Raw genomic sequence first — 22,818 nt, 5'->3', positions numbered from 1 at the left:
AGCTGTTTCCTCCGTTCCCTTCCGTTACCAGACGTAGGCGAGGACTTCTCCGCCTACGCCCTTCTTGCCGGCCTGCTTGTCGGTGAGGAGCCCGTGGGACGTGGAGATGATCGCCACGCCGAGGCCGCCGAGCACCTTCGGCAGGTTGGTGGACTTCGCGTAAACCCGCAGACCGGGCTTGGAGATCCGCTTGATGCCTGCGATGGAGCGCTCACGGTTGGGACCGAACTTCAGGTCCAGGACGAGGTTCTTGCCGACCTCGGCGTCCTCGACGCGCCAGCCCGTGATGAAGCCCTCCTGCTGGAGGATCTCCGCGATGTGCGACTTGATCTTCGAGTGCGGCATCGCCACGGTGTCGTGGTACGCCGAGTTCGCGTTCCGCAGACGCGTGAGCATGTCTGCGATCGGATCAGTCATGGTCATGAATTGGCCTTCGGCCTCTCTCGCCGGGGTTTCCTGGTGCGCCATCCCTCTCCCCGATCCGAGACGGGACGGGTGCGGCGCGGTGGACCTACGGCGTAGTAAGCAAACATTAGCGGGCTTCGCCCGCGGGCGTACGGGCGGCAGACGCCCAACCCCCCAAGCCTACGGCATGTGGGGCGGGCCGCCTGCCGGCCCATTGCTTACCGAGAGCCCTGGATCAACCCAAGTGGGTTGTTACCAGGAGCTCTTGGTCACGCCCGGCAGCTCTCCGCGGTGAGCCATCTCACGAAGGCACACGCGGCACAGGCCGAACTTGCGGTACACGGAGTGCGGACGGCCGCAGCGCTGGCAGCGGGTGTAGCCGCGCACACCGAACTTGGGCTTACGGGCAGCCTTCGCGATGAGAGCCTTCTTCGCCATCTCGCTCACGCCTCCTTGAAGGGGAAGCCGAGGTGACGGAGGAGCGCGCGGCCCTCAGCGTCGTTGGTCGCCGTGGTGACCACGGTGATGTCCATACCCCGGACGCGGTCGATCTTGTCCTGGTCGATCTCGTGGAACATGACCTGCTCGGTGAGACCGAAGGTGTAGTTGCCACGGCCGTCGAACTGCTTGGGGGACAGGCCGCGGAAGTCGCGGATGCGCGGCAGCGCGAGCGACAGGGTGCGGTCCAGGAACTCCCACATGCGGTCGCCACGGAGCGTGACGTGGGCACCGATCGGCTGCCCCTCGCGCAGCTTGAACTGCGCGATGGACTTGCGGGCCTTGGTGACGGCCGGCTTCTGACCGGTGATCGTGGTGAGGTCGCGGATGGCGCCCTCGATCAGCTTGGAGTCGCGGGCGGCGTCGCCCACACCCATGTTGACCACGATCTTGACGAGGCCGGGAACCTGCATGACGTTCTCGTACTTGAACTCGTCACGCAGCTTGCCCGCGATCTCCTCGCGGTACTTCGTCTTCAGACGCGGAGTGGTGGTGGTCGCCATCAGATGTCCTCACCCGTCCGCTTGGCAACGCGGATCTTGTTGCCGTTCTCGTCGAAGCGGTAGCCGACACGCGTGACGACCTTCTTGCCGTCCTTCTCCACGACGAGCTGGACGTTGCTCACGTGGATCGGGGCCTCGGTGGTCACGATGCCGCCGGCCTGGGAACCACCAGCGGTGGGACCGGCCTTGGTGTGCTTCTTGACCCGGTTGACACCCTCGACCAGGACGCGGTCCTCGCGCGGGTAAGCGGCAATGACCTTGCCCTGCTTGCCCTTGTCCTTGCCGGTGATGACCTGGACCAGGTCGCCCTTCTTGATCTTCATGCTTACAGCACCTCCGGCGCGAGCGAGATGATCTTCATGAACTTCTTCTCGCGCAGCTCACGGCCGACCGGGCCGAAGATGCGGGTGCCGCGAGGGTCGCCGTCGTTCTTCAGAATGACGGCGGCGTTCTCGTCGAAGCGGATGTACGAGCCGTCCGGACGGCGGCGCTCCTTCACGGTGCGAACGATGACCGCCTTGACGACGTCACCCTTCTTCACGTTGCCACCGGGGATCGCGTCCTTGACGGTGGCGACGATGACGTCACCGATGCCCGCGTAGCGGCGACCGGAGCCACCGAGCACACGGATGCAAAGAATCTCCTTCGCCCCCGTGTTGTCGGCGACGCGCAGTCGCGACTCCTGCTGGATCACGTCTATCTCCTGATCGTCTGCCGGTTCCCTCCGGATTGCGGCCGGAGAGCCTGGCGGAACTGTCCTGCGGGTTGCTCCCGCAGGAATTTCGTGGCCTGCCCGACGGGGCCGCGCGGGGCACACGCGCCGCTGGAGCGCGGCTGCCCACACGGCCCGGCCGGTTTCCCACCGGGATCCGCAGGGCGTTCTGCGAACCTCGCCGGGGCGGCGGTCCGCCCCGCGGGTCACCCCGCGGGACGATGGTGGTCCGCCCCGGCCGGCCGGAGGGCCGACGGGGGGTTGCGCGAGTCGGCTCACGGAACCCCCGTCGGGGCGGCGGTATGGCCCCGCGGGCAAGCCGCGGGGATGTCCGGTCGGGCGAAACCCTGCCGGTGCCCCGGCATCGCCGCGGGCCGTCCGGCCGGGCCCAGCGAGTCGCCTCGCGGTGCCCGCCGACGGGCCCGGGCGGGCCGGGCCGGGCGACCGCCCAGGCCCGGAGGCCTGGGACGACAGCCCCGGCGGGGCAGCGGGGGCCGGGCCCCCGCTTGGTTACTTCGCCTTCTCCAGGATCTCGACGATGCGCCAGTGCTTGCTGGCGGACAGCTTCCGGGTCTCCATGAGGAGGACGCGGTCGCCGACGCCGGCGGCGTTCTGCTCGTCGTGCGCCTTGAGCTTGTTGGTACGGCGGATGACCTTGCCGTACAGCGCGTGCTTCACACGGTCCTCGACGGCGACGACGACGGTCTTGTCCATCTTGTCGCTGACGACGTAGCCCTCGCGGGTCTTGCGTGCATTGCGCTCGGTCTGCTCAGTCACGTTCTTCTCGCTCATCAGGCGCTCTCCACCGTTTCGATGCCCAGCTCACGCTCGCGCATCAGGGTGTAGATCCGCGCGATGTCCTTGCGGACCGCCTTCAGACGGCCATGGTTCTCGAGCTGCCCGGTCGCCGCCTGGAAGCGGAGGTTGAACAGCTCTTCCTTGGCCTCGCGGAGCTTCCCCAGAAGCTCCTCGTTGCCCAGCTCGCGCAGCTCGGACGCCTTGGTACCGACCGACATCACGCTTCACCTGCCTCGCGCTTGACGATCCGGCACTTCATCGGCAGCTTGTGGGCCGCACGGGTCAGCGCCTCACGGGCGATCTTCTCGTTCGGGTAGGACAGCTCGAACATCACCCGGCCGGGCTTGACGTTCGCGATCCACCACTCCGGCGAACCCTTACCGGAACCCATGCGGGTCTCGGCGGGCTTCTTGGTCAGCGGGCGGTCCGGGTAGATGTTGATCCAGACCTTGCCGCCACGCTTGATGTGACGGGTCATGGCGATACGAGCCGCCTCGATCTGGCGGTTCGTCACGTACGCCGGGGTCAGCGCCTGGATGCCGTACTCGCCGAACGCAATCTGCGTGCCGCCCTTGGCCGCACCGTCCCGCTTCGGGTGGTGCTGCTTGCGGTGCTTGACCCTACGGGGGATCAGCATGTCGGTCAGGCCTCCGTTCCGGTGCTCTCAGCCGGAGCGGCCGGCGCGGCCTCGGCCTTGGGGGCCTCGGCAGCGGGAGCCTGCTGCGGCTTGCGACCGCGCCGCTCGCCACCACGGCCACCACGGGCCGGGCGGTCGGCGCCACCGCGGGCCGGGCGGTTGCCCGCACGGGCGGCGGCGTTCTCGGCGCGGACCTCGGCGATGTTCTTGACGTCGCCCTTGTAGATCCAGACCTTCACGCCGATGCGGCCGAAGGTCGTCTTGGCCTCGAAGAAGCCGTAGTCCACGTTCGCGCGGAGCGTGTGCAGGGGCACACGGCCCTCGCGGTAGAACTCCGAGCGGGACATCTCGGCGCCGCCGAGGCGGCCACCGCACTGGATCTTGATGCCCTTGGCGCCCGCCTTCATCGCCGACTGCATGCTCTTGCGCATGGCGCGGCGGAAGGAGACGCGGGAGGACAGCTGCTCGGCGACGGCCTGGGCCACGAGCTGAGCGTCGGTCTCGGGGTTCTTCACCTCGAGGATGTTCAGCTGGACCTGCTTGCCCGTGAGCTTCTCCAGGTCGCCGCGGATGCGGTCGGCCTCGGCGCCGCGGCGGCCGATGACGATGCCCGGACGCGCGGTGTGGATGTCGACGCGGACGCGGTCACGGGTGCGCTCGATCTCGACCTTGGAGATGCCGGCGCGCTCCATGCCGGACGTCATCATCCGGCGGATGGAGACGTCTTCCTTGACGTAGTCCTTGTACAGCTTGTCGGCGTACCAGCGCGACTTGAAGTCGGTGGTGACACCGAGCCGGAACCCATGCGGGTTTACCTTCTGGCCCATTACCGGGTTCCTTCCTTGCTGGCGACGACCACGGTGATGTGGCTGGTCCGCTTGCGGATCCGGTAGGCACGGCCCTGGGCACGCGGACGGAACCGCTTCAGGGTCGGGCCCTCGTCGACGTAAGCCTCGGAGACGAAGAGGCTGTCGACATCGGTGTGGTCGTAGTTGTGCGCGGCGTTGGCGATGGCGCTGTCCAGCACCTTGCCGACCGGCACGCTCGCGGCCTGCGGGGCGAAACGCAGGACCGCCTGAGCCTCCGTGGCGTCCATGCCACGGATAAGGTCCACCACGCGGCGGGCCTTCATGGGCGTGACGCGGATGTACCGCGCCTGGGCCCTGGCTTCCATGGTTGTCCCTTCAGTGTCTGTCATGGTCATTCACCCCGCTGACTAGCGGCGCTTCGACTTCCGGTCTTCCTTGACGTGACCCCGGAAGGTGCGCGTCGGCGAGAACTCGCCGAGCTTGTGGCCGACCATCGACTCGGTGACAAACACCGGGATGTGGGTCTTGCCGTTGTGCACCGCGATCGTGTGGCCGAGCATGGCCGGGACGATCATCGAGCGGCGGGACCAGGTCTTGATGACGTTCTTGGTACCGGCTTCGTTCTGCACGTCCACCTTCTTCATCAGGTGGTCGTCGACGAAGGGTCCCTTCTTCAAGCTACGAGGCATCTCAACCCGTCCTTAGCGCTTCTTGTTCGTCTTGCGGCGGCGGACGATGTACTTGTTGCTCGCCTTCTTGGGAGAACGAGTACGGCCTTCCTTCTGACCCCACGGGGACACCGGGTGGCGGCCACCGGAGGTACGGCCCTCACCACCACCGTGCGGGTGGTCGACCGGGTTCATGACCACACCACGCACGGTGGGGCGGACGCCCAGCCAGCGCTTGCGGCCGGCCTTGCCCCAGTTGATGTTGCTCTGCTCGGCGTTGCCGACCTCGCCGACGGTGGCGCGGCAGCGCACGTCGACCAGGCGGATCTCACCGGAGGGCATGCGGAGGTGGGCCATCGCGCCCTCCTTCGCGAGCAGCTGCACCGACGCGCCGGCGGAGCGGGCGAACTTGGCGCCGCCGCCCGGACGCAGCTCGATGGCGTGCAGCGTCGTACCGACCGGGATGTTGCGCAGGGCCAGGTTGTTGCCCGGCTTGATGTCGGCCCCGGGACCGTTCTCGACGCGGTCGCCCTGGCCGAGGCCACGCGGCGCGAGGATGTAGCGCTTCTCGCCGTCCGCGTAGTGCAGCAGCGCGATGCGCGCGGTGCGGTTGGGGTCGTACTCGATGTGCGCGACCTTCGCCGGCACGCCGTCCTTGTCGTGACGACGGAAGTCGATCACGCGGTAGGCGCGCTTGTGGCCACCACCCTGGTGGCGGACGGTCACTCGGCCCGAGTTGTTACGGCCACCCTTGCTGTGCAGGGGGCGGACCAGCGACTTCTCCGGCGTGGACCGCGTGACCTCGACGAAGTCGGCGACGCTGGCGCCACGACGGCCAGGAGTCGTCGGCTTGTACTTGCGGATACCCATTTCTCAGTCCTCGTCCGATATCGGACGATCCGGACCTCCGTCAGGAGGTCGGACCGCCGAAGATGTCGATGCGGTCGCCCTCGGCGAGGGTCACGATCGCGCGCTTGGTGGCGGCACGCTGGCCGAAGCCCGTGCGGGTCCGCTTGCGCTTGCCCTGGCGGTTGATCGTGTTGACCCCGGTGACCTTGACCGAGAAGACCGACTGCACGGCCTCCTTGATCTGGGTCTTGTTGGCACGCGGGTCGACGATGAACGTGTACTTGTTCTCGTCGAGGAGCGCGTAGCTCTTCTCGGACACGACCGGCTTCAGCAGGACGTCACGGGGGTCCGTGTACGCCTTGCTCGCCGGGGTGACGACGGTGTTCTTGCCCTCGGTGGCGTGGCGCCTCGCCTTGGCGACGCGCGCGGCCTTGGCGGCCTTGGCGGCCTTCGAGGCGATGCTCGGGTGACGCGTGGCCATCAGGCGTCGCTCCCTTCGGTGTCGTTGGCCTTCGGGCCGGCGACGAAGGACTCGAGAGCGGCCTGGGTGAAGACCACGTCGTCCGAGACGATCACGTCGTACGTGTTCAGCTGGCCCGGCTCCAGGATGTGGACCTGGGGCAGGTTGCGAGCGGACAGCAGGGCCTTCTCGTTCTCGCGCTCGACGATCAGCAGCACGTTCTTGCGCTCGCTGATCTTGCCGAGGAGAGCCTTGGCGGCCTTGGTGGAGATGTCCGACTCGACCACGTCGGTGACGACGTGGATGCGGTTGTTGCGGGCCCGGTCGGTGAGGGCGTGGCGCAGGGCCGCGGCCTTCATCTTCTTCGGGGTCCGCTGCGAGTAGTCACGCGGCACGGGACCGTGCACGACGCCACCACCGGCGAACTGCGGCGCGCGGGTCGAACCCTGGCGGGCGCGACCGGTGCCCTTCTGGCGGTACGGCTTCTTGCCGCCACCACGGACCTCGCCACGCGTCTTCGTCTTGTGCGTGCCCTGGCGGGCAGCGGCCAGCTGCGCGACGACGACCTGGTGGATCAGCGGGATGCTGACCTTCTCAACGCCGAAGATCTCCGCGGGGAGCTCGACGGTACCGGCCTTCTCGCCCGCCGGCGAAAGGATGTCAACAGTGCTCATCGGTTACCTCAGGCCCCCTTGGCCGCGGTGCGGACCAGGACGAGGCCGCCGTTCGGACCGGGAACCGCGCCCTTGATGAGCAGCAGGCCCTTCTCCGCGTCAACGGCGTGGACGGTCAGGTTCTGGGTGGTGACCCGCTCGTTGCCCATGCGGCCCGCCATGCGGACGCCCTTGAACACACGGCCCGGGGTGGCGCAGCCACCGATGGAACCGGGGGAGCGGTGCTTGCGCTGGGTGCCGTGACCGGCGCCGAGGCCCTTGAAGTTGTGACGCTTCATGACACCGGCGAAGCCCTTGCCCTTGCTCTTGCCGGTGACGTCGACCTTCTGCCCGGCCTCGAACACCTCGGCGGTGATCTCCTGGCCGAGGGTGTACTCGGAGGCGTCCGACGTGCGGATCTCGACGAGGTGACGGCGCGGGGTGACGTCGGCCTTGGCGAAGTGGCCCTTGAGGGGCTTGTTCACCTTGCGCGGGTCGATCTCGCCGAACGCGATCTGGACGGACTCGTAGCCGTCGGCGTCGTTCGTACGGACCTGGGTCACGACATTGGGGCCGGCCTTGACGACGGTCACGGGGACGACGCGGTTGCTCTCGTCCCAGACCTGCGTCATGCCGAGCTTCTCGCCCAGGATGCCCTTGATCTGCTTAGCCATCTCTTCAGATCACCGGCCTCAGAGCTTGATCTCGATGTCGACACCGGCCGGCAGGTCGAGTCGCATCAGAGAGTCGACGGTCTTGGGGGTCGGGTCGAGGATGTCGATCAGGCGCTTGTGCGTGCGCATCTCGAAGTGCTCGCGCGAGTCCTTGTACTTGTGCGGCGACTTGATGACGCAGTACACGTTCTTCTCAGTGGGCAGCGGCACCGGGCCCGCGACCGACGCACCGGTACGGGTCACCGTCTCGACGATCTTCTTCGCCGAGGAGTCGATGACCTCGTGGTCGTAGGCCTTGAGCCGGATGCGGATCTTCTGTCCCGCCATGGCTACTTCGTAGTCCTGTCTCTCTTACGCTCCGGAACCCGGTGTCCCCATCCCTCTTCTCCGGCCCACGCGGTCGGGCGTGTCGCGCTCCCGCTGACACAGATGCCCCTTGACCGAACATCCCTGCTGGGGGAACACGGCCCTTCCGGAACCGTGAGACCGAGGGCGAAGGCCCACCGGGTGCCTGGCCGGTGCCGCGCCCACGCTTCCCGGAAGATTCCCGTACGTCCGCCCCAGCGCTGCCGTGAGGCAGTTAGGACGACGAGTACTGTGGGACTCGCTTCCGGTCCTCCCGGCGGGAGGCGCGCAGCATCAACACTCGACCGAGCAACCCCGCTAGTCTGCCACAGCGGGCGGGGGGCTGGCCAATCGGGCCGAAGAGCGTACCCCCAGGGTCACGTGGGTCAAACCGCGGGCCGCCCCGGGTCGGGGACACCGTCCCGCTCGCGGCGGAACCCGGCCGCGTCGGCGTGGCCGCCGAGGACGCGTCGAGGACGTCGGTGAGACCGGTCACGGCAGGTGGGCGCCCTGGAGCCGGCGGCGGGTGGGCCGGGCGGACGCGGGCCGAGGATCGCCCAGGTCAGGTCGCGGGCAGCGACGGCAGGGGCCGGGTGGCGATCTCCTGTGCCTCGGCGGGTGCCATGCCGAACATGCACAGGAGACGGAAGGCCAGTCGATCGGTGACGCGGTCGGCGTCCAGGTCGGGACGCGTCTCCAGCAAGTGCAGCACGCCGAGCAGGGCGCCGCCGGTCATGGCGACGGCGGTGAGCGCGTCATCGATGTCCAGCCGTCCGTCGTCGAAGGCGGCCTGCAGGTCCCGCATCGCCTGCGGGGCCAGGCCGCCCTCGGAGGTCAGGTAGGGCATCCCGGTGCGCACGAGGATTCTGGCCATCTGCGGGTGGGTGCGCTGCAGGCGGCCGGTCATGCGGACGCTTGCGGCGAAGACCTCGGCCGGGTCCTTCAGGTCTCCCACGACGGAGTCAAGAAGAGCGCCGTGTTCCTCCAGGGTGAGGGCGACGGCGGCGTCGAACAGCTCGTCCTTGCTGGTGAAGTGGTTGTAGAAGGAGCCGAAGCCGACGTCCGCCGCCTCGGTGATCTCCTGGATGCTCACATCGGCCCGGCCCTGCTCGGCGAGAAGGCGCTGCGCGGCGGCGACCAGCGCGGCCCGGGTACGCGCCTTGCGCCGGTCCAGGCGGTTGGGCGCGTGGCCGGGCGTCCGGCTCTCGGCCCTGCCCTGTCCGTCGGTGCTCATCCCACCACCTTACCCAATGGATCAGTGCTGATAATTACATCAACATTGATACCCCTTGACGATGACGCCATCTGTACTGATGCTTTCATCACTACTGACCGGAGTTGCTCGCGGGAGCGGCCGGTCGACGCCCCTCCAGGACTCAGGAGAGCCGATGAGTATCCAGGTCGTCCGCACGAAAGACGGCTGGTGGGTGGAGAGCGGCACGGGACGGCTGCACCACGTCGACACCGATGCGGACACCACCGCCGCTCTGCTCGCCGACCGCTCGGCCGTGCGGGAGGCGGCCGACCGCGCCGCGGCCGAGCCCGATGCCGGGCTCTCCGCCGGGGAAGGGGACCTGCTGTCGCCCGTCACCACCCCCTGCCGGGTGGTGGCGCAGATGGTCAACTACCGCTCCCACGCGACGGATTCCGGGTTCGACCCGGACACCGTCCCGCCCGCGTTCTTCCGCAAGGCGTCCGGGTCCGTCAGCGGGCCCTACCAGGACATCGTGCGCCCACAGCACGTGCGCTTCCTGGACTACGAGGTCGAACTCGGGCTGGTTATGGGCGCGGAGCTACCGGTCGGCGCCGAGGTCACCGAGACCACCCTGGCGGAGTACGTCGCCGCGCTGGTGGTCGCCGACGACGTCAGCGCGCGCGACCTGCAACTGCCCAAGACCCAGTTCTACGAGTCCAAGTCGTACCCCACGTTCACCCCGCTGGGCCCCCGGCTGCTCCTGGTGGACGCCGACGACCTCGCCCGTCTGCCGGACCTGCGTCTCACCCTGAAGGTCAACGGAGCCACCCGGCAGGACCGCACCACCGCGGACATGATCGTCCGGCCCGCACGCGCACTCAGCCTGCTGGCCCGTTTCCAGACCCTGCAGCCCGGTGACGTCCTGCTCACCGGAACACCCGGCGGCACCGCACTGAAGTCCCCGGGCAGGCTCCTGGCCACGCTCGGCGCCCTGCTGCCCCCGCACAAGCGCTGGCAGAAGTTCTTCGCCCGCCAGCAGGCGAACCCCGACTACCTGAAGGACGGCGACGTCGTCACGGCCCGGATCGCGACCGACGACGGCGTACTCGACCTCGGCGAGCAGCGCACGGTGGTGCGCACCCGCTGACGGCTCCCGGGCCCCCGCCCGGGACCGGCCGGACCGGCTCCCCGTGACCGGGCCGGCCCCTTGCCCCCATCCCTCACCCTGCAAAGGCGCACCGGTGACACTCACACCCACCGACCTGCTGTGGCCCGCCCACGACACCCCCGCGGACCTGACCGCCATCGAGGCCGTCCCGCTCCATGAACGCGGCCTGCCGGCCACCACCTACGACACCGTGCTCCGCGCCGCCCGTCTGTGGCCCGACCAACCGGCCCTGGCGGTGCTGCCCGACGCCGCGCGCTTCCTGCGCCCCGCCACCACGACCTTCGCGCAGCTGCGCGACCAGGTGCACCGCGCCGCCAACCTGCTGCGCTCGCTCGGCGTCACCCGCCGCGCCGCCGTGGGCCTGCTCGCGCCGAACACCGCCGAGCTGCCCGCCGCCCTGCTGGCCGCGCAGGCCGCGGGCATCGCCGCCCCGGTGAACCCGGGCCTGGCCGCCGAGCACATCGAGCAGCTGCTGCGGCGCGGCGGCGCGCGGGTGCTCATCGCCGCCGGTCCGCAGCTGGACGCGCAGGTGTGGGCCACGGCCCGGCAGGTGGCCGCGGCCCTGGGCCTGGACGCGTTGCTGGCCCTGGCCCCCACCGCGGCCGAGGGCCCGGCCCCCGCTCTGGAACCCGTCGAGGGCGTACGCGTGGGCTACCTCGCGGAGCTCGCCGCGCCGCATCCCGCCGACAGGCTGGTGGACATCGAGCCCCCGGCCGCCGACGACCTGGCCGCCTACTTCCACACCGGCGGCACCACGGGCACGCCCAAGCTCGCCGCGCACACCCACGCCAACGAGGTCGTCGACGCCTGGACGGTGGCCGCGAGCACCCCCCTCCACGAGGACTCGGTGATGTTCGCGGCACTGCCGCTGTTCCACGTCAACGCCCTGATCGTCACCCTGCTCGGCCCGCTGCTGCGCGGTCGGCGGGTGGTGTGGGCCGGACCGCTGGGCTACCGCGATCCCCAGCTCTACGGGGTGTTCTGGAAGCTGGTGGAGCACTACCGCATCGCCGCCATGTCGGCAGTGCCCACCGTGTACTCCGTCCTTGCCCGCGTCCCCGTCGACGCGGACATCTCCAGCATGCGGTTCGCCGCCGTCGGCGCCTCCCCGCTGCCGCCCGCCGTACGGAAGTCGTTCGAGGAGCACACCGGCGTCCCGCTGTGCGAGGGCTACGGGCTGACCGAGGCGACCTGTGCCTCCGCCCTCGGCGTGCCCGGTCACACCCGGCCCGGCACCGTCGGCCGGCGCCTGCCCTACCAGCGGCTCAAGACGGTGCGGATCGACCCGGACACCGGCGAGTGGCACGACCTGCCGCCGGGCACCACCGGGGTGCTGGCCGTCAGCGGCCCCGTGGTCTTCGCCGGCTACGTCGCCGGGCACACCGCCCAGGGGCCGCGTCTGGAGACCTCGGGGAAGATCCGCGACGGCTGGCTGGACACGGGTGACCTGGCCCGTATCGACACGGACGGTTTCGTCCATCTCGCGGGCCGTGCCAAGGACTTGATCATCCGCGGCGGCCACAACATCGACCCCGCCGGGATCGAGGACGCCCTCCTCGCCCACCCCGCGGTCGCCGCCGCCGCAGCGGTCGGCCTGCCCGACCCGCACGCCGGTGAGGTGCCCGTCGCCTACGTCGCCCTCGCACCCGGCGCCGAGGCCGACCCCGCCGAGCTGCTGACCTGGGCCACCGAACGGGTCCCCGAACGCGCCGCCGCCCCGCGGGAGGTGCTCGTGATCGACGCCGTCCCGCTCACCGCCGTCGGCAAGCCCTACAAGCTCGGCCTCCGCCTGGACGCCACCCGCCGCGCGGTCCACGCCGAACTGGCCGCGCAGGGCGCGGACTGCGACCCGGAACTCATCGTGTGCCAGCCGCACGACGGCGGTGTCCGGGTCACGGTGCCCGCACCGGCCGACGAAGCGGTACGGCGCAGGGTCACCGAGGCCCTCGACCGATACGTCCTGCACTGGCAGTACGCCCCCCGCCCCGTCACCTGAACCGGGGCGCGGCGACCCGCTTCCGGACGGCCCCGAGCCATCCCCCTCCGCCCAGAGAGCACCCCCATGAGTACCCTCACCGTCGTCCTGGCCGCCCTCCTCGCCGGGATCTTCCTCCTCCTCGGGGCGGCCAAGCTCGCGGCAGTCGCCGCGATGCGCCAGGCCGCAGCCCACGTCGGCATGACCACCACCCACTACCGCCTGCTCGGCGCTGTGGAGGTGGCGGCAGCGGCCGGACTGCTGGCCGGCCTGCGGATCCCCGCGCTCGGGGCCGCCGCCTCAACGGGCCTGATCCTGCTCATGACCGGAGCCGTCGTCGTACACCTGCGCAGCGGCGACCCGGCCGCCCGCTGCCTCCCGGCCGCCGTCATGGGCGCCCTGGCCACGGCCCATCTCGTGCTGCTGGCCGGGAGCTAGTCCCCCGAAGATCAGCCCGTCCCAGGGGCGGTTTCCTCCCGTACGCCTCGCCGTCGCTCACCTCACCCTCACCGGCGAGTACGACCGCTGCCCCGGCCCGGGCGCCGCCGGCCACCACGCCCGTCGGCCGGTAGACCGCCCGCTGTTCCCCGTCTCTCCCGCGCCGTCCCCACCCGCCGTCCCCGAGCCGCAAACACCCCATGGAGTACTCATGAACGACATCGACGTCCCTGTCCTCATCGTCGGCGGCGGTGGTGCGGGGCTCACCGCCTCCATGCTGCTCAGCCGCATCGGCATCGAGTCCCTGCTGGTCACCGCCTGGCCCAGCACCTCCGTCCTGCCCAAGGCCCACGTCCTCAACCAGCGCGCCATGGAGGTCATGCGCGACGCCGGCGCGGCCGACGCCATCTACGCCGCCTCCACCCCGGCCGAGCAGATGTCCCACACCGCCTGGTACATCGGCCTGGCCGGCGACCACGAGGACTACGGCCGCCGGGTCGCCAAGATGGAGGCATGGGGAGCCGGCGGCGCCTCCCCCGAGTGGCTCGCGGCCAGCCCCGAGCGGCAGGCCAACCTGCCCCAGATCCGCCTGGAGCCGGTCCTGCGCGCCCGCGCCGAGGAGCTCGCGCCCGGTCGGATCCGCTTCCACCAGGAGGTGACCGGGTTCACCCAGGACGACGAGGGCGTCACCGCCACCGTCGCCGACCGCGGCACCGGCGAGACCTACCGGGTACGGGCCCGCTACCTGCTGGGCTGCGACGCCGGCCGCACCGTCGGCCCCGCCGCGGGCATCGTCCGGGAGGGCGTGCACGACCTGGCCCGTGTGGTGTCCTTCCACATCTCCGCCGACCTGTCCCGGGTGGCGACCGACCCCGATGTGCTGATCCGTTGGCTGTGGCTGCCCGACCTCGGCATTCCCGGCGTGCTGGTGCCGATGGGCCCTGACCACTGGGGCCCCGAGTCCGAGGAGTGGGTCTTCCACCTCAACTACGGCGCCGATGACGGCCGCGCGCTGGACGACGAGGCCGTGCTGGCGGACATGCGCACGGCGCTGGGGCTGGACGAGGACCAGGTGACGGTCCACATGATCTCCCGCTGGTCCCTGGAGGGCGTGGTCGCCGACCGCTACCGCGTCGGCCGGGTCCTGATCGCCGGTGACGCCGCCCACCGCCACCCGCCCACCGGCGGTCTCGGCCTGACCTCGGCCATGCACGATGTGCAGAACCTCACCTGGAAGCTCGCGGCCGTGCTGAACGGCCATGCCGGCGACGCCCTGCTGGACACCTACGAGCCCGAGCGGCGCCCGTCGGACGCCACCAACGTCCAGCGCTCGCTGGAGAACGCCATGAACCACCTCGCGATCAACGCCCTCTTCGGCGGCGGTCCGGAGGCCGGCGAGGAGGAGAACTGGCGTCAGGCCCGCCGCCTGTGGAGCGATGACCCGGCCGACGACGACTTCCGCCGCACCTTCCTGGCCACCGTGGCCGCCCAGTCGGCGGAGTTCAACGAACTGGGCGTCGAGTTCGGCTACACCTACGACTCCGCGGCGATCGTCCCCGACGGCACTCCCGCACCCGAGAACCCCGACCCCGTCCGCATCTACCGGCCCACCGCCCGCCCCGGACACCCGCTGCCCCACGCCTGGCTGGAGGACCTGGACGGAAACCGCGTGGCCCTGGCCCGCCTGGTCCGGCCCGGCCGCTTCCTGCTGATCGCCGGCGAGGACGGCCAGACCTGGTGCGAGGCGGCCGGAAAGATCGCCGCCGAGAGCGGGCTGCCGCTGGACGCGATCCGTCTGGGCCACCTCGACGGCGACTACCGCGACCTGCGCTCCACCTGGACCGCCGCCCGCGGGCACACCCCGCAGGGCGCCGTCCTGGTGCGCCCGGACCGCTTCATCGGCTGGCGCGCCCAGGGCTCGGCCACCGACCCGGTCGCCGAGCTCATCACCGCACTCGACACCCTGCTGGCCCGGTAGGAACCGCTCACCTGCCGTGCCACCCGGCCTGCCGATCGCCGCCGCGATCGGCGGGCCGGGCCCCGACCTCACCCCGCCCGCCTGGAGCAACAGGAAGGGAATCCCCCGTGAACGACCCGGCATCCACCCCCATCCCCACCAGCGACGCCCACCAGGGCCTGCACAGCGAACAGGGCGCCCTGCGCGGGGAGCACCCCGGCCGCGCGGCCCAGCCCGTCATCAAGGTGGCCGACCTGGCCTGGCTGGAGTTCACCAAGCCCGACCTGGACCGCGCCGAGACCTTCGCCCACGACTTCGGCCTGACCACCGCCGCCCGTACCGACGACGCCCTCTATCTGCGCGGCGCCATGGCCGGCCCCCACTGCCTGGTGATCCGCCGCGGACCCGCCTCCCGGTTCATCGGCCCCGCCTTCCAGGCCGCCGACGCCGCCGACCTCGACCGGCTGGCCCGCGCCACCGGTCACACGGTCCGCACCCTCACCGAGTACGGCGGCGGGCGCTCCGTGGACCTGCTCGACCCCTCCGGCATCCCGGTCCGCGTCGTACACGGCGTCACCGAGGAACCCGCACGCCCGCTGCGGCAGCCCCTCGTCCTCAACACGGGCACCACCGCCGCCGCGGCCCGCGTCAACGCCACCCAGCGCCCGCCCCGCGAGCCCTCCCAGGTGCAGCGCCTGGGCCACGTGGTGCTCTCCACCCGGGTCTTCCGCCGCGCCCTGGACTGGTACCTGCAGCACCTCGGCCTGATCGTCAGCGACTTCCTCTACCTGGACGGGCAGCGCGACCGCGGCCCCACCATGGCCTTCATCCGCTGCGACCGCGGCAGCGAACCCGCCGACCACCACACCCTGGCCATGCACCTGGGCCCCGACACGGGCTATGTCCACTCCGCCTACCAGGTCGCCGACCTCGACGTGCTGGCCGCAGGCGGCGAGTACCTGCGCGAGCGCGGCTACCACCACTCCTGGGGCATCGGCCGCCACATCCAGGGCAGCCAGATCTTCGACTACTGGCGCGACCCCGACCGCTTCATGCTGGAGCACTACGCCGACGGCGACGTCTTCGACCACACGCTGGAACCCGGCTGGGCCCCCATGTCCGCCTCCGGCCTGGCCCAGTGGGGCCCGCCCGCCACCCGCGACTTTCTCGGCACCACTCCCTCGCCGGGGACGCTCCTGCAGGCGCTCTCCGCGCTGCGCGAGGACAACGAAATCGACCGCGCCCGTCTGCTGGGCCTGATGAAAGCGCTGAGCCGGTGACCGCCACCACCCCAGAGCATGCGCCCGTCGTGGTGATCGGGGCCGGGCCCACCGGGCTGACCGCCGCAACCCTCCTGGCCCGCCACGGCGTGCCCGCCCTGGTCCTGGAACGCCACCGTGCCCCGTATCCGCTGCCCCGCGCGGTCCACCTGGACGACGAGGTCCACCGCATCCTCCAGGCCATGGGCGTCCATGAGACGTTCGGCGCGATCACCCGCCCCGCCCGCGGCATGCGGCTGCTGGACCGCTCCCACCGGGTGCTGGCCGAGTTCCTGCGCGACAACCCGTACGGCAGGAACGGCTTCCCCCAGGCCAACATGTTCGACCAGCCAGAACTCGAACAGCTGCTCAGGGACAACCTCGCCAAGCAGCCCCTGGTCACGGTGCGCGGAGGCACCGAGGTCACCGCCGTGGATCCGCCTCCGCACAACGGCGCTCCGGTGCGGGTGACCTACCGGGACGAGGACACCGGTGTCTCCCACACGCTCCTGGCCGACGCCGTCCTGGGGTGCGACGGCGCCAACAGCCTGGTGCGCGCCGCCGTCGGCTCCCGGATGCAGGACCTCGCCGCCCCCCAGCAGTGGCTCGTCGTCGACGTCCGCTGCCGCCTGCCGCTACCCGCCTGGGACGGCGTCCACCAGATCTGCGACCCGCAGCGGGCGGCCACCTACATGCGTGTCGGCGAGGACCGCTACCGCTGGGAGTTCCGCCTGCGCACCGGCGAGCAGCCGGAGGAGCTCACCGACCGGGGGCGTCTGCTCGCGCTGATCGCCCCCTGGACGCCGGGCATCCCCGAGGACGAACTGCACGTCCTGCGCACCGCCTCGTACACCTTCCGCGCCCAGGTCGCCGACCGCTGGCGCCAGGGCCGCGTCTTCCTGCTCGGTGACGCCGCCCACCTCACCCCGCCCTTCATCGGGCAGGGGATGTGCGCGGGCATGCGCGACGCCCACAACCTCGCCTGGAAGCTCGCCCGCGTCCTCACCGGCCGCGCGAGCGAGACCCTGCTCGACACCTACCAGGCCGAACGCCACCGCCACGCACGGCAGTTGATCCGCACCGCCGTGGCCGTCGGCACTGTCATGACCGGCGGCGGAACGGGCACCGCGCTGGCCCGCAACGCTGTCCTGCCCGCACTCTCCCGCCTGCCGGGCGCCTCCCGCCTCGTCCTGTCCGCCGTCAGCCCACCGCTGAGACCGGGCCCCCTGGCCGGCTCCCGCCGCCCGGGCCACCCGCGCCCCGGGACGCTGTGCCCCCAGCCCCTCGTCCCCGGCGCCGACGGCACTCCCCGCCCACTGGACGAGCTGCTCGGCGACGGCTTCGCGCTCCTGACCACCGAGCCGCCCGGTCCCGCCCTGCACGCGCTCGTGCGAACGCTGGACGCCCGCGTCGTCCACCTGCCCACCCCCCGGCGCCGACAGCCCGGCAGCGGTGGCGCCGAGCACCCCGCCGCACCGGGCACCGGCACCCTGATCCACTGGATGGGCACCGCGGGGGCCGTCCTGCTCCGCCCCGACCGGGTCGTCCTCGCCACCGCAGCCCGGCCCCGCCCCGGCAGGACGTGCGGGGACGACCTGGCAGCCGCCGCAACAGCCTGGGCACCCATGCTGTGCAGCAGCGGCCGCGCAGCCGGAGACGCCACAACCGTGGCCACCGAGCGGTATGACGGCGGCTGAGTCCACAGAGCGGAGGGGCCCCGGTCCCCACCGGACAAAAATTGACGCAGCGGCGGCGGCCTTCTGTTCGGCTGCCTCACGGCGGAGCTGCTCACCTCCAGCACTGATCGGCTGGAAAACGGCACAGGCTCTTGCGGGCTCACCCGTCGCTGTTGTGGGCACCGCTGACGGCAGGACAACATCGCCGTGCGCTACCTGCCGGCGACCACCTCACGGAACGTATGCGGCGACTGGTACACCATTGTCGACCTACCACCCGGCCGCTACGCCGTGGCGGTCGGAGACGTCGTCGGCCACGGTCTGCACGCTGCGGCCGTCATGGGCATGCTCCGCAGTGCCCTGAGCGCCGTCATCCGCGCCCTTCCCAGTCCCGCCCGCAACGAGGACATCGACGCCGGCCCGACACGCCTGACCACAGCCCTGGCGCAGGACAGCAGCCTCGCCGCTGCAGAGCCGGCCGACGCGCTGCTGACCCGCCTCGGCGTCGCTGACGGCGCCCCTGACGACATCGCCCTCGTCGTCATCCGCCTATGAACAAGTCCGGGACGTCAGGTGGAGACGACCGCGCTCGGTTGCAAGCCACCAGGTGATCGGTCGGCGGGGACGGGAGGCGGAGATGCCGGACGGCCGTGGGCGCCGGTGCTCCCTCAAGCACCGGCGCCCACTCACCCCTGCCCGAGGTGGCTTGGATGACCCGTCTGATCAGGCGTCAGGGGACGAGGACGAGGCGGATCGGGTCGCCGATCTTGTTCACCAGCCGGTTGATCGCGTCGGCGGCATCGGGGAGCGGGATGTGGTCGGTGATGGAGGGGGCCAGGTCGAGGCGGCCGGCTGCGGTCAGCCTGACCAGCTCGTCGACGGACTCCGGGGTGCCACCGTAGTGGCCGCGCACCTGCTTGCTCAGGTAGTTGAAAGTCAGGCCCTCGGTGATGGTGAGCGGGTGCGGCGTGATGCCCACCAGGATCAGGGAGCCGCCCGGGCCGAGCACGGCGGTGGCCTGCTCGCGGACGGCGGGCACACCCGCGCAGTCGAAGGCGAAGTCCAGGCCCCGTCCGCCGGTGGCCTCGCGTACCAGGTCGGCGACGTCGGAGGCGGCCGGGTCCAGGGCCAGGTCCGCGCCGAAGGCCAGGGCGCGCTCGCGGGCGCTGGGCAGCGGGTCGAAGGCGATGATCGGGGCGGCGCCGACCAGGCGGGCGAGGCGTACGTTGTGGGCGCCGACTCCGCCCACGCCCCAGACGCCGACGGACTGGGCGGGTCGGACGCGGGCGGTGGCGACGACGGCGGCGTAGGGGGTGGAGACCGCGTCGGGGATGATCGCGGCCTGGTCGAAGGGGAGGCTGTCGGGGATGGGGACGAGGGTGTCCTCACGGGCGAGGGTGTACTGGGCCCAGCCGCCGTCGTAGTCGATGCCGGCGGTGAGCATCTGGGTGCAGGGGCGGCGGCGCACGCAGCCGGCGCACTGGCCGCAGGTCTTGCCGGCCTCCAGGGTGACGCGAGTGCCGACGGTCAGGCCGCGCTTGAGGTCGGGGCCGAGGGTGTGGACCACGCCGGAGACCTCGTGGCCGACGGTGACCGTGTCGGAGGTGGCGAACAGCGGGACGAGGGAGCCGTCGATCAGGTGGACGTCCGAGAGACAGACGCCGGCGGCCTTGACCTCGATGAGGACCTCGCCCGGACCGGGTACGGGGACGGGAACCTCCTCCACGGCGAACTTCTTGCTGTCCAGATGGAAGCGTCCAGCGAGCATGGTGTCCATGAGAATCTGCTTTCTGTGGGCGGCACCGCCCGGCATTTCGGATCGATGGGTGCCGTGAGGTGTCTGGCGGGGTTGCGAGGGGCCGGGAGGCGGGCGGGTGCCGGACGGCGGCACGCCTCCCGGCGTCTGGGAATCAGGCGAAGACGTCCTGCTGGTAGCGCTGGTCGGTCTCGAGCTGGGCGAGCCACTGCCGGGCGGCCTCGTCGTCGCTGCCGGTCCGCTCGCGGTGGATCGCGGTGAGGGCCTCGCGGACGGCGGGTGCCATGCGGCGGCCGTCGCCGCAGACGTAGAGGTACGCGCCGTCCTGGATGGCCTGCCACACCGTGTCAGCGGCGTGAACGATGGCGTCCTGCACGAACCGGGCCGGGTGACCGGTCACCGCGGAGAAGGCGGTGTGGACCCGGGCGATGCCGGACAGCTCCCACATCTCCATCTCGTCCCGGTAGAAGTAGTCGTGCTCCGGGTGGCGGCAGCCGACGAAGACCTGGGACAGGCCCACCTTCGTGCCGTTCTCGTACTGCCGGGCGCGCTCCTCCAAGAAGCCGCGCAGCGGTGCGATGCCAGTACCTGGGCCGATGAGGATCAGCGGCGTCGTCGGGTCGGCCGGCGGGGCGAACGTCGGGGAGGGCACGCGCACATAGCCGTAGACGACGTCTCCGGGCTGAAGGCGTGCCATGTAGGAGGAGCAGGTGCCGCGGTACTGGCCCTCGCCGGACAGAGCGGGTCCTTCGAGAAGGCCGACGGTCAGGCGCACCTGGCGCGGGTTGACCAGCGGGGAGGAGGAGATGGAGTAGAAGCGGGGGCGGATCGGGCCCGTCGTCTCCAGGAAGACCGCAAGTGGCAGTTCGACGGCTGGGAAGCGCTCCAGGAGGCCGAGCACCGACACCCGCTTGCCGAGGATCTCGGTCTGGTACCGCTCGTCGGCTTCCTCGGTGTCGGCCGTGTACGCCTCCAGCTGCGGCCTGGTCCACGGGCACGGGGCGTGCTCGGCGAGCGTCCGGATCTGAGAGCGGGTGGCGACGTCCTGCAGTTCCAGGAATTCGGTGAGCAGCAGTCCCGCGGTGACGGGCGTGCCCACCGGCAGATGCGTCCGGCCGCCTGCGGGCTGCTCCAGCCGGAGGACCTGATCGCGGTCGACGCCGAGCCGTGCGAGGGCACGGTCGACCAGCGCGGGCTCGTTCTTGGCGAAGACAGCCAGGTGGTTGCCGCTGTCGTAGGTGACACCCTCCGGCAACTCGATGGTGATGGACTTCGCGGACGGGCGCGGCGGCTCGATTCGGAAGTCCCACAGCCCGGTCGCGTCGGCCACGAGTTCCTCGTTGGCCACCACGGTCAGCGGGTATGCCTGCTCGGAGACGATCGCCGGGCGCACGTCCGCCTCGGTCAGCAGCTGCACCTCGTAGCGCGGTGCGCCCGTGTCGGAGGTGTCGGCGGCGTACTCCTCGGCCAGGGTGGCCCACAGGGCGTCCATCCAGCGGCCGGCCATGCCGTCGAAGTCGCCGGCGGCATCGGCGATGCCGCGCTCGACGACGGGGGTGGCACCGGCGGCCAGCAGGGCGGATTCGATCCGCTTGGGGAACGCCTGGTAGGTCGCCACCCACTGGGTGTTGCCGGCGCCCAGCAGCGCGAACCGCACGTCGGACAGCGAGCCCTCGGGCAGCCCGGCGGCGATCAGGTCGTCGAATCGCTGGGCGTTGTCGGGCGCCTTGCCGTTGTAGCTGGCGGCGACGACGACCAGCAGGCCCTCGGTGGGCAGGTTGTCGCCCAGCTCGTCCAGGCTCGTCAGCGTGGTGCCGAACCCTGAGCGCTCACCACGGTCGGCGATCGCGCGCGCCAGGTCCTCGCAGGAGCCCAGGTTGGAGCCGTATGCGACGGTGAGGTTCACGCCGACGCCGCTGACCGCGGCCTGCTGCCGCTCGTCGTCGCTCCGGACGTCGGTGGCACCGAACACGGTCCGCTCGTGCTCCTGGCGGGTCCGTACGACGAGTTCGAAGTCGCCGGGCTTGCGGGTCAGGGCTTCCCGGACGTCCATCCTGTAGTCGTTCGGGTCGGCGAACTTGAACTTCTGCAACACCAGCGCCAGGGCCAGGCGGGCCTCGGTGAGCGCGAATTGCCGGCCGATGCAGGCACGCACGCCGTTGCCGAACGGCTTGTAGGCGTGCGGGTGCTGGTGCACGCGGTTCTCCGGCAGCCACCGGTCGATGTCGAACTCCTCCGGCCGCTCCCACGCCTTGGGGTGGGTGTGCAGCGGGCCTTCGAGGACGTTGACCCGCGTTCCCTTCTTCAGCTCGTAGCGGCCGCCGATGACGGTGTCCTCCAGCGGCGCCTTGCCGAACAGCGGGATGGGAGCCCACAGGCGCAGGGTCTCCTCCAGGATCCGCGGGATGACGTCCAGTTGCATGATCGTGTCGTAGTCCGGGACGGTGTCGCCGGGCAGCAGCCGGTCCACCTCCGCATACGCCTGGGCCAGCACGTGCGGATTGCGCATCAGCGAGTACGTGGCGAACGACAGCAGACCACTGGTGGTCTCGTGACCGGCGATCAGGAACGTCAGCACCTGGTCGCGGACGTTGTCGTCGTGCAGCAGCTTGCCGGTCTCCGGGTCGGTGGCCTCCAGCATCAGACCCAGCAGGTCCTCCTCACCGCCGGCATCCCCCTCGCGGCGCTCCTTGATCACGCTCTCGACCAAGTCCCGCATCAGCCGGATGTTCTCGCGGTACTTCTTGTCGTCCGTCTTACGGAGCTTGGTCATCATCGGCAGCTCCTGCGACCGCCGCAGCGACTCCACCAGCGCGCCCAGCAGCGCGTTGAGGAAGGGGTGAAGCTCCTGTTTGCCGAAGGACCGGAACCGGTGGCCGAAGCCCGACAGAGCGATCGTGTCCAGCGTCAGCCGGGTGTAGTCGTCGGTGATGTTGACCGGCTGCCCCTCCCTGCGCTCCCACTTGCCCACCAGGTTCTCGGCGATCTCCAGCATCTGCCCGAAGTAGTTCCTCATGGCGCGCTGGCTGAAGGCCGGCAGGAGGATGCGGTGCGCCATGGCCCACTCCTCCTCGTGCTGGTGGGCCGTGAACAGGCCCGTCCCCGCGAAGTCGCGGACGTGGATCAGGGGCGTCTTGTCGATCTGCTTGTAGAACCGGGTCTCGTCGCAGACCTCGGCCACCAGGTCCGGGTCGTAGACGAAGACCTGCTCCAGGCCGGCGATGTCCATGCCGTAGACGCCCTCGGGGTACTGCTTGGACAGCTCGGCGAAGTACGCGACGGGGTTGGTGTCGGGGATCCGTGGTGTGTGGCCGAGGAGGGGGATCCCCCGCGGGGACCGTATGGGGCGCAGGTCGGGTTGCGTGGCCATGGCTTGCTCCTTC

General features: G+C 70.8%; 25 protein-coding genes and 1 pseudogene. 7 read left to right on the top strand and 19 right to left on the bottom strand.

Annotation, left to right across the window (positions count from 1 at the left end):
* Nucleotides 1-24 precede the first annotated feature (24 nt).
* From rpsH to ACZ79I_RS23735, 17 genes are all read right to left on the bottom strand, one after another.
* Nucleotides 25-423: a 30S ribosomal protein S8 gene (rpsH, locus tag ACZ79I_RS23815; protein ID WP_381081508.1), complete on the bottom strand. Its 399-nt coding sequence runs from the start codon at nucleotides 421-423 to the stop codon at nucleotides 25-27.
* A 234-nt stretch (nucleotides 424-657) separates the two neighbouring features.
* A complete protein-coding gene (locus tag ACZ79I_RS23810) occupies nucleotides 658-843 on the bottom strand; it encodes a type Z 30S ribosomal protein S14 (protein WP_003948630.1) in 186 nt (61 codons plus the stop codon).
* A 5-nt stretch (nucleotides 844-848) separates the two neighbouring features.
* Nucleotides 849-1,406, bottom strand: a complete 558-nt coding sequence (gene rplE, locus ACZ79I_RS23805; RefSeq protein WP_053661885.1) for a 50S ribosomal protein L5 — start codon at nucleotides 1,404-1,406, stop codon at nucleotides 849-851.
* On the bottom strand, nucleotides 1,406-1,729 hold the full coding sequence (rplX, locus tag ACZ79I_RS23800) for a 50S ribosomal protein L24 (RefSeq protein WP_471499498.1): 324 nt from the start codon (nucleotides 1,727-1,729) through the stop codon (nucleotides 1,406-1,408). Before rplX ends, rplE begins: the two co-directional genes overlap by 1 nt.
* 2 nt (nucleotides 1,730-1,731) lie before the next feature.
* Entirely contained in the window at nucleotides 1,732-2,100 is a 369-nt protein-coding gene (rplN, locus tag ACZ79I_RS23795; protein ID WP_003998823.1) for a 50S ribosomal protein L14, read from the bottom strand.
* Nucleotides 2,101-2,628: 528 nt separating this feature from the next.
* On the bottom strand, nucleotides 2,629-2,910 hold the full coding sequence (gene rpsQ, locus ACZ79I_RS23790; RefSeq protein ID WP_471499497.1) for a 30S ribosomal protein S17: 282 nt from the start codon (nucleotides 2,908-2,910) through the stop codon (nucleotides 2,629-2,631).
* On the bottom strand, nucleotides 2,910-3,134 hold the full coding sequence (rpmC, locus tag ACZ79I_RS23785; protein ID WP_389012224.1) for a 50S ribosomal protein L29: 225 nt from the start codon (nucleotides 3,132-3,134) through the stop codon (nucleotides 2,910-2,912). Before rpmC ends, rpsQ begins: the two co-directional genes overlap by 1 nt.
* Nucleotides 3,134-3,553, bottom strand: coding sequence for a 50S ribosomal protein L16 (rplP, locus tag ACZ79I_RS23780; protein ID WP_360990536.1), 420 nt, complete (start codon nucleotides 3,551-3,553; stop codon nucleotides 3,134-3,136). The genes rpmC and rplP overlap by 1 nt, the downstream gene beginning before the upstream one ends.
* 5 nt (nucleotides 3,554-3,558) lie before the next feature.
* Nucleotides 3,559-4,380 carry a 30S ribosomal protein S3 gene (rpsC, locus tag ACZ79I_RS23775; protein ID WP_471499496.1) on the bottom strand — a complete coding sequence of 274 codons (822 nt, stop codon included), beginning with the start codon at nucleotides 4,378-4,380 and terminating at the stop codon, nucleotides 3,559-3,561.
* A complete protein-coding gene (gene rplV / locus ACZ79I_RS23770) occupies nucleotides 4,380-4,727 on the bottom strand; it encodes a 50S ribosomal protein L22 (protein ID WP_471505173.1) in 348 nt (115 codons plus the stop codon). The genes rpsC and rplV overlap by 1 nt, the downstream gene beginning before the upstream one ends.
* Nucleotides 4,728-4,769: 42 nt before the next feature.
* On the bottom strand, nucleotides 4,770-5,051 hold the full coding sequence (gene rpsS / locus ACZ79I_RS23765) for a 30S ribosomal protein S19 (protein ID WP_086726223.1): 282 nt from the start codon (nucleotides 5,049-5,051) through the stop codon (nucleotides 4,770-4,772).
* 12 nt (nucleotides 5,052-5,063) lie between these two features.
* Nucleotides 5,064-5,900, bottom strand: coding sequence for a 50S ribosomal protein L2 (rplB, locus tag ACZ79I_RS23760; RefSeq protein WP_471499495.1), 837 nt, complete (start codon nucleotides 5,898-5,900; stop codon nucleotides 5,064-5,066).
* A 40-nt stretch (nucleotides 5,901-5,940) separates the two neighbouring features.
* Complete coding sequence (rplW, locus tag ACZ79I_RS23755) at nucleotides 5,941-6,360, bottom strand: 50S ribosomal protein L23 (RefSeq protein WP_471499494.1); 420 nt, start codon at nucleotides 6,358-6,360, stop codon at nucleotides 5,941-5,943.
* Nucleotides 6,360-7,013, bottom strand: a complete 654-nt coding sequence (rplD, locus tag ACZ79I_RS23750; RefSeq protein ID WP_471499493.1) for a 50S ribosomal protein L4 — start codon at nucleotides 7,011-7,013, stop codon at nucleotides 6,360-6,362. The genes rplW and rplD overlap by 1 nt, the downstream gene beginning before the upstream one ends.
* An 8-nt stretch (nucleotides 7,014-7,021) precedes the next feature.
* On the bottom strand, nucleotides 7,022-7,666 hold the full coding sequence (gene rplC, locus ACZ79I_RS23745; RefSeq protein WP_471499492.1) for a 50S ribosomal protein L3: 645 nt from the start codon (nucleotides 7,664-7,666) through the stop codon (nucleotides 7,022-7,024).
* A gap of 18 nt (nucleotides 7,667-7,684) precedes the next feature.
* Nucleotides 7,685-7,993 (bottom strand): 30S ribosomal protein S10, encoded by a 309-nt coding sequence (gene rpsJ, locus ACZ79I_RS23740; RefSeq protein ID WP_003948644.1) that lies wholly within the window; start codon nucleotides 7,991-7,993, stop codon nucleotides 7,685-7,687.
* Between the two features lie 580 nt (nucleotides 7,994-8,573).
* Nucleotides 8,574-9,245 carry a TetR/AcrR family transcriptional regulator gene (locus ACZ79I_RS23735; protein ID WP_471499491.1) on the bottom strand — a complete coding sequence of 224 codons (672 nt, stop codon included), beginning with the start codon at nucleotides 9,243-9,245 and terminating at the stop codon, nucleotides 8,574-8,576.
* 154 nt (nucleotides 9,246-9,399) lie between these two features.
* Here ACZ79I_RS23735 and ACZ79I_RS23730 point away from each other — a divergent pair, with 154 nt between their 5' ends.
* From ACZ79I_RS23730 to ACZ79I_RS23700, 7 genes and pseudogenes are all read left to right on the top strand, one after another.
* Complete coding sequence (locus ACZ79I_RS23730; RefSeq protein WP_471499490.1) at nucleotides 9,400-10,353, top strand: fumarylacetoacetate hydrolase family protein; 954 nt, start codon at nucleotides 9,400-9,402, stop codon at nucleotides 10,351-10,353.
* Nucleotides 10,354-10,447: 94 nt separating this feature from the next.
* Nucleotides 10,448-12,370 (top strand): acyl-CoA synthetase, encoded by a 1,923-nt coding sequence (locus ACZ79I_RS23725; RefSeq protein ID WP_471499489.1) that lies wholly within the window; start codon nucleotides 10,448-10,450, stop codon nucleotides 12,368-12,370.
* A gap of 66 nt (nucleotides 12,371-12,436) precedes the next feature.
* Nucleotides 12,437-12,787, top strand: coding sequence for a DoxX family protein (locus ACZ79I_RS23720; protein WP_471499488.1), 351 nt, complete (start codon nucleotides 12,437-12,439; stop codon nucleotides 12,785-12,787).
* A 211-nt stretch (nucleotides 12,788-12,998) separates the two neighbouring features.
* Nucleotides 12,999-14,765, top strand: coding sequence for an FAD-dependent monooxygenase (locus ACZ79I_RS23715; RefSeq protein ID WP_471499487.1), 1,767 nt, complete (start codon nucleotides 12,999-13,001; stop codon nucleotides 14,763-14,765).
* Nucleotides 14,766-14,872: 107 nt separating this feature from the next.
* Nucleotides 14,873-16,024, top strand: coding sequence for a VOC family protein (locus ACZ79I_RS23710; protein WP_471499486.1), 1,152 nt, complete (start codon nucleotides 14,873-14,875; stop codon nucleotides 16,022-16,024).
* Nucleotides 16,021-17,700, top strand: a complete 1,680-nt coding sequence (mhpA, locus tag ACZ79I_RS23705; protein WP_471499485.1) for a bifunctional 3-(3-hydroxy-phenyl)propionate/3-hydroxycinnamic acid hydroxylase MhpA — start codon at nucleotides 16,021-16,023, stop codon at nucleotides 17,698-17,700. The genes ACZ79I_RS23710 and mhpA overlap by 4 nt, the downstream gene beginning before the upstream one ends.
* A 177-nt stretch (nucleotides 17,701-17,877) precedes the next feature.
* A pseudogene (locus tag ACZ79I_RS23700) lies at nucleotides 17,878-18,234 on the top strand (PP2C family protein-serine/threonine phosphatase); the annotation flags it as partial.
* A 175-nt stretch (nucleotides 18,235-18,409) separates the two neighbouring features.
* On the opposite strand, the gene ACZ79I_RS23695 reads toward ACZ79I_RS23700, so the two are convergent.
* Nucleotides 18,410-19,456: a zinc-binding dehydrogenase gene (locus ACZ79I_RS23695; protein ID WP_471499484.1), complete on the bottom strand. Its 1,047-nt coding sequence runs from the start codon at nucleotides 19,454-19,456 to the stop codon at nucleotides 18,410-18,412.
* 133 nt (nucleotides 19,457-19,589) lie between these two features.
* Nucleotides 19,590-22,805: a bifunctional cytochrome P450/NADPH--P450 reductase gene (locus tag ACZ79I_RS23690; protein WP_471499483.1), complete on the bottom strand. Its 3,216-nt coding sequence runs from the start codon at nucleotides 22,803-22,805 to the stop codon at nucleotides 19,590-19,592.
* Nucleotides 22,806-22,818: the final 13 nt, after the last annotated feature.

This window comes from Streptomyces sp. PSU-S4-23, from assembly GCF_055632315.1.
Note: the sequence above shows the minus strand (reverse complement) of the source record. Positions and strands in the feature narration are given on the sequence as shown.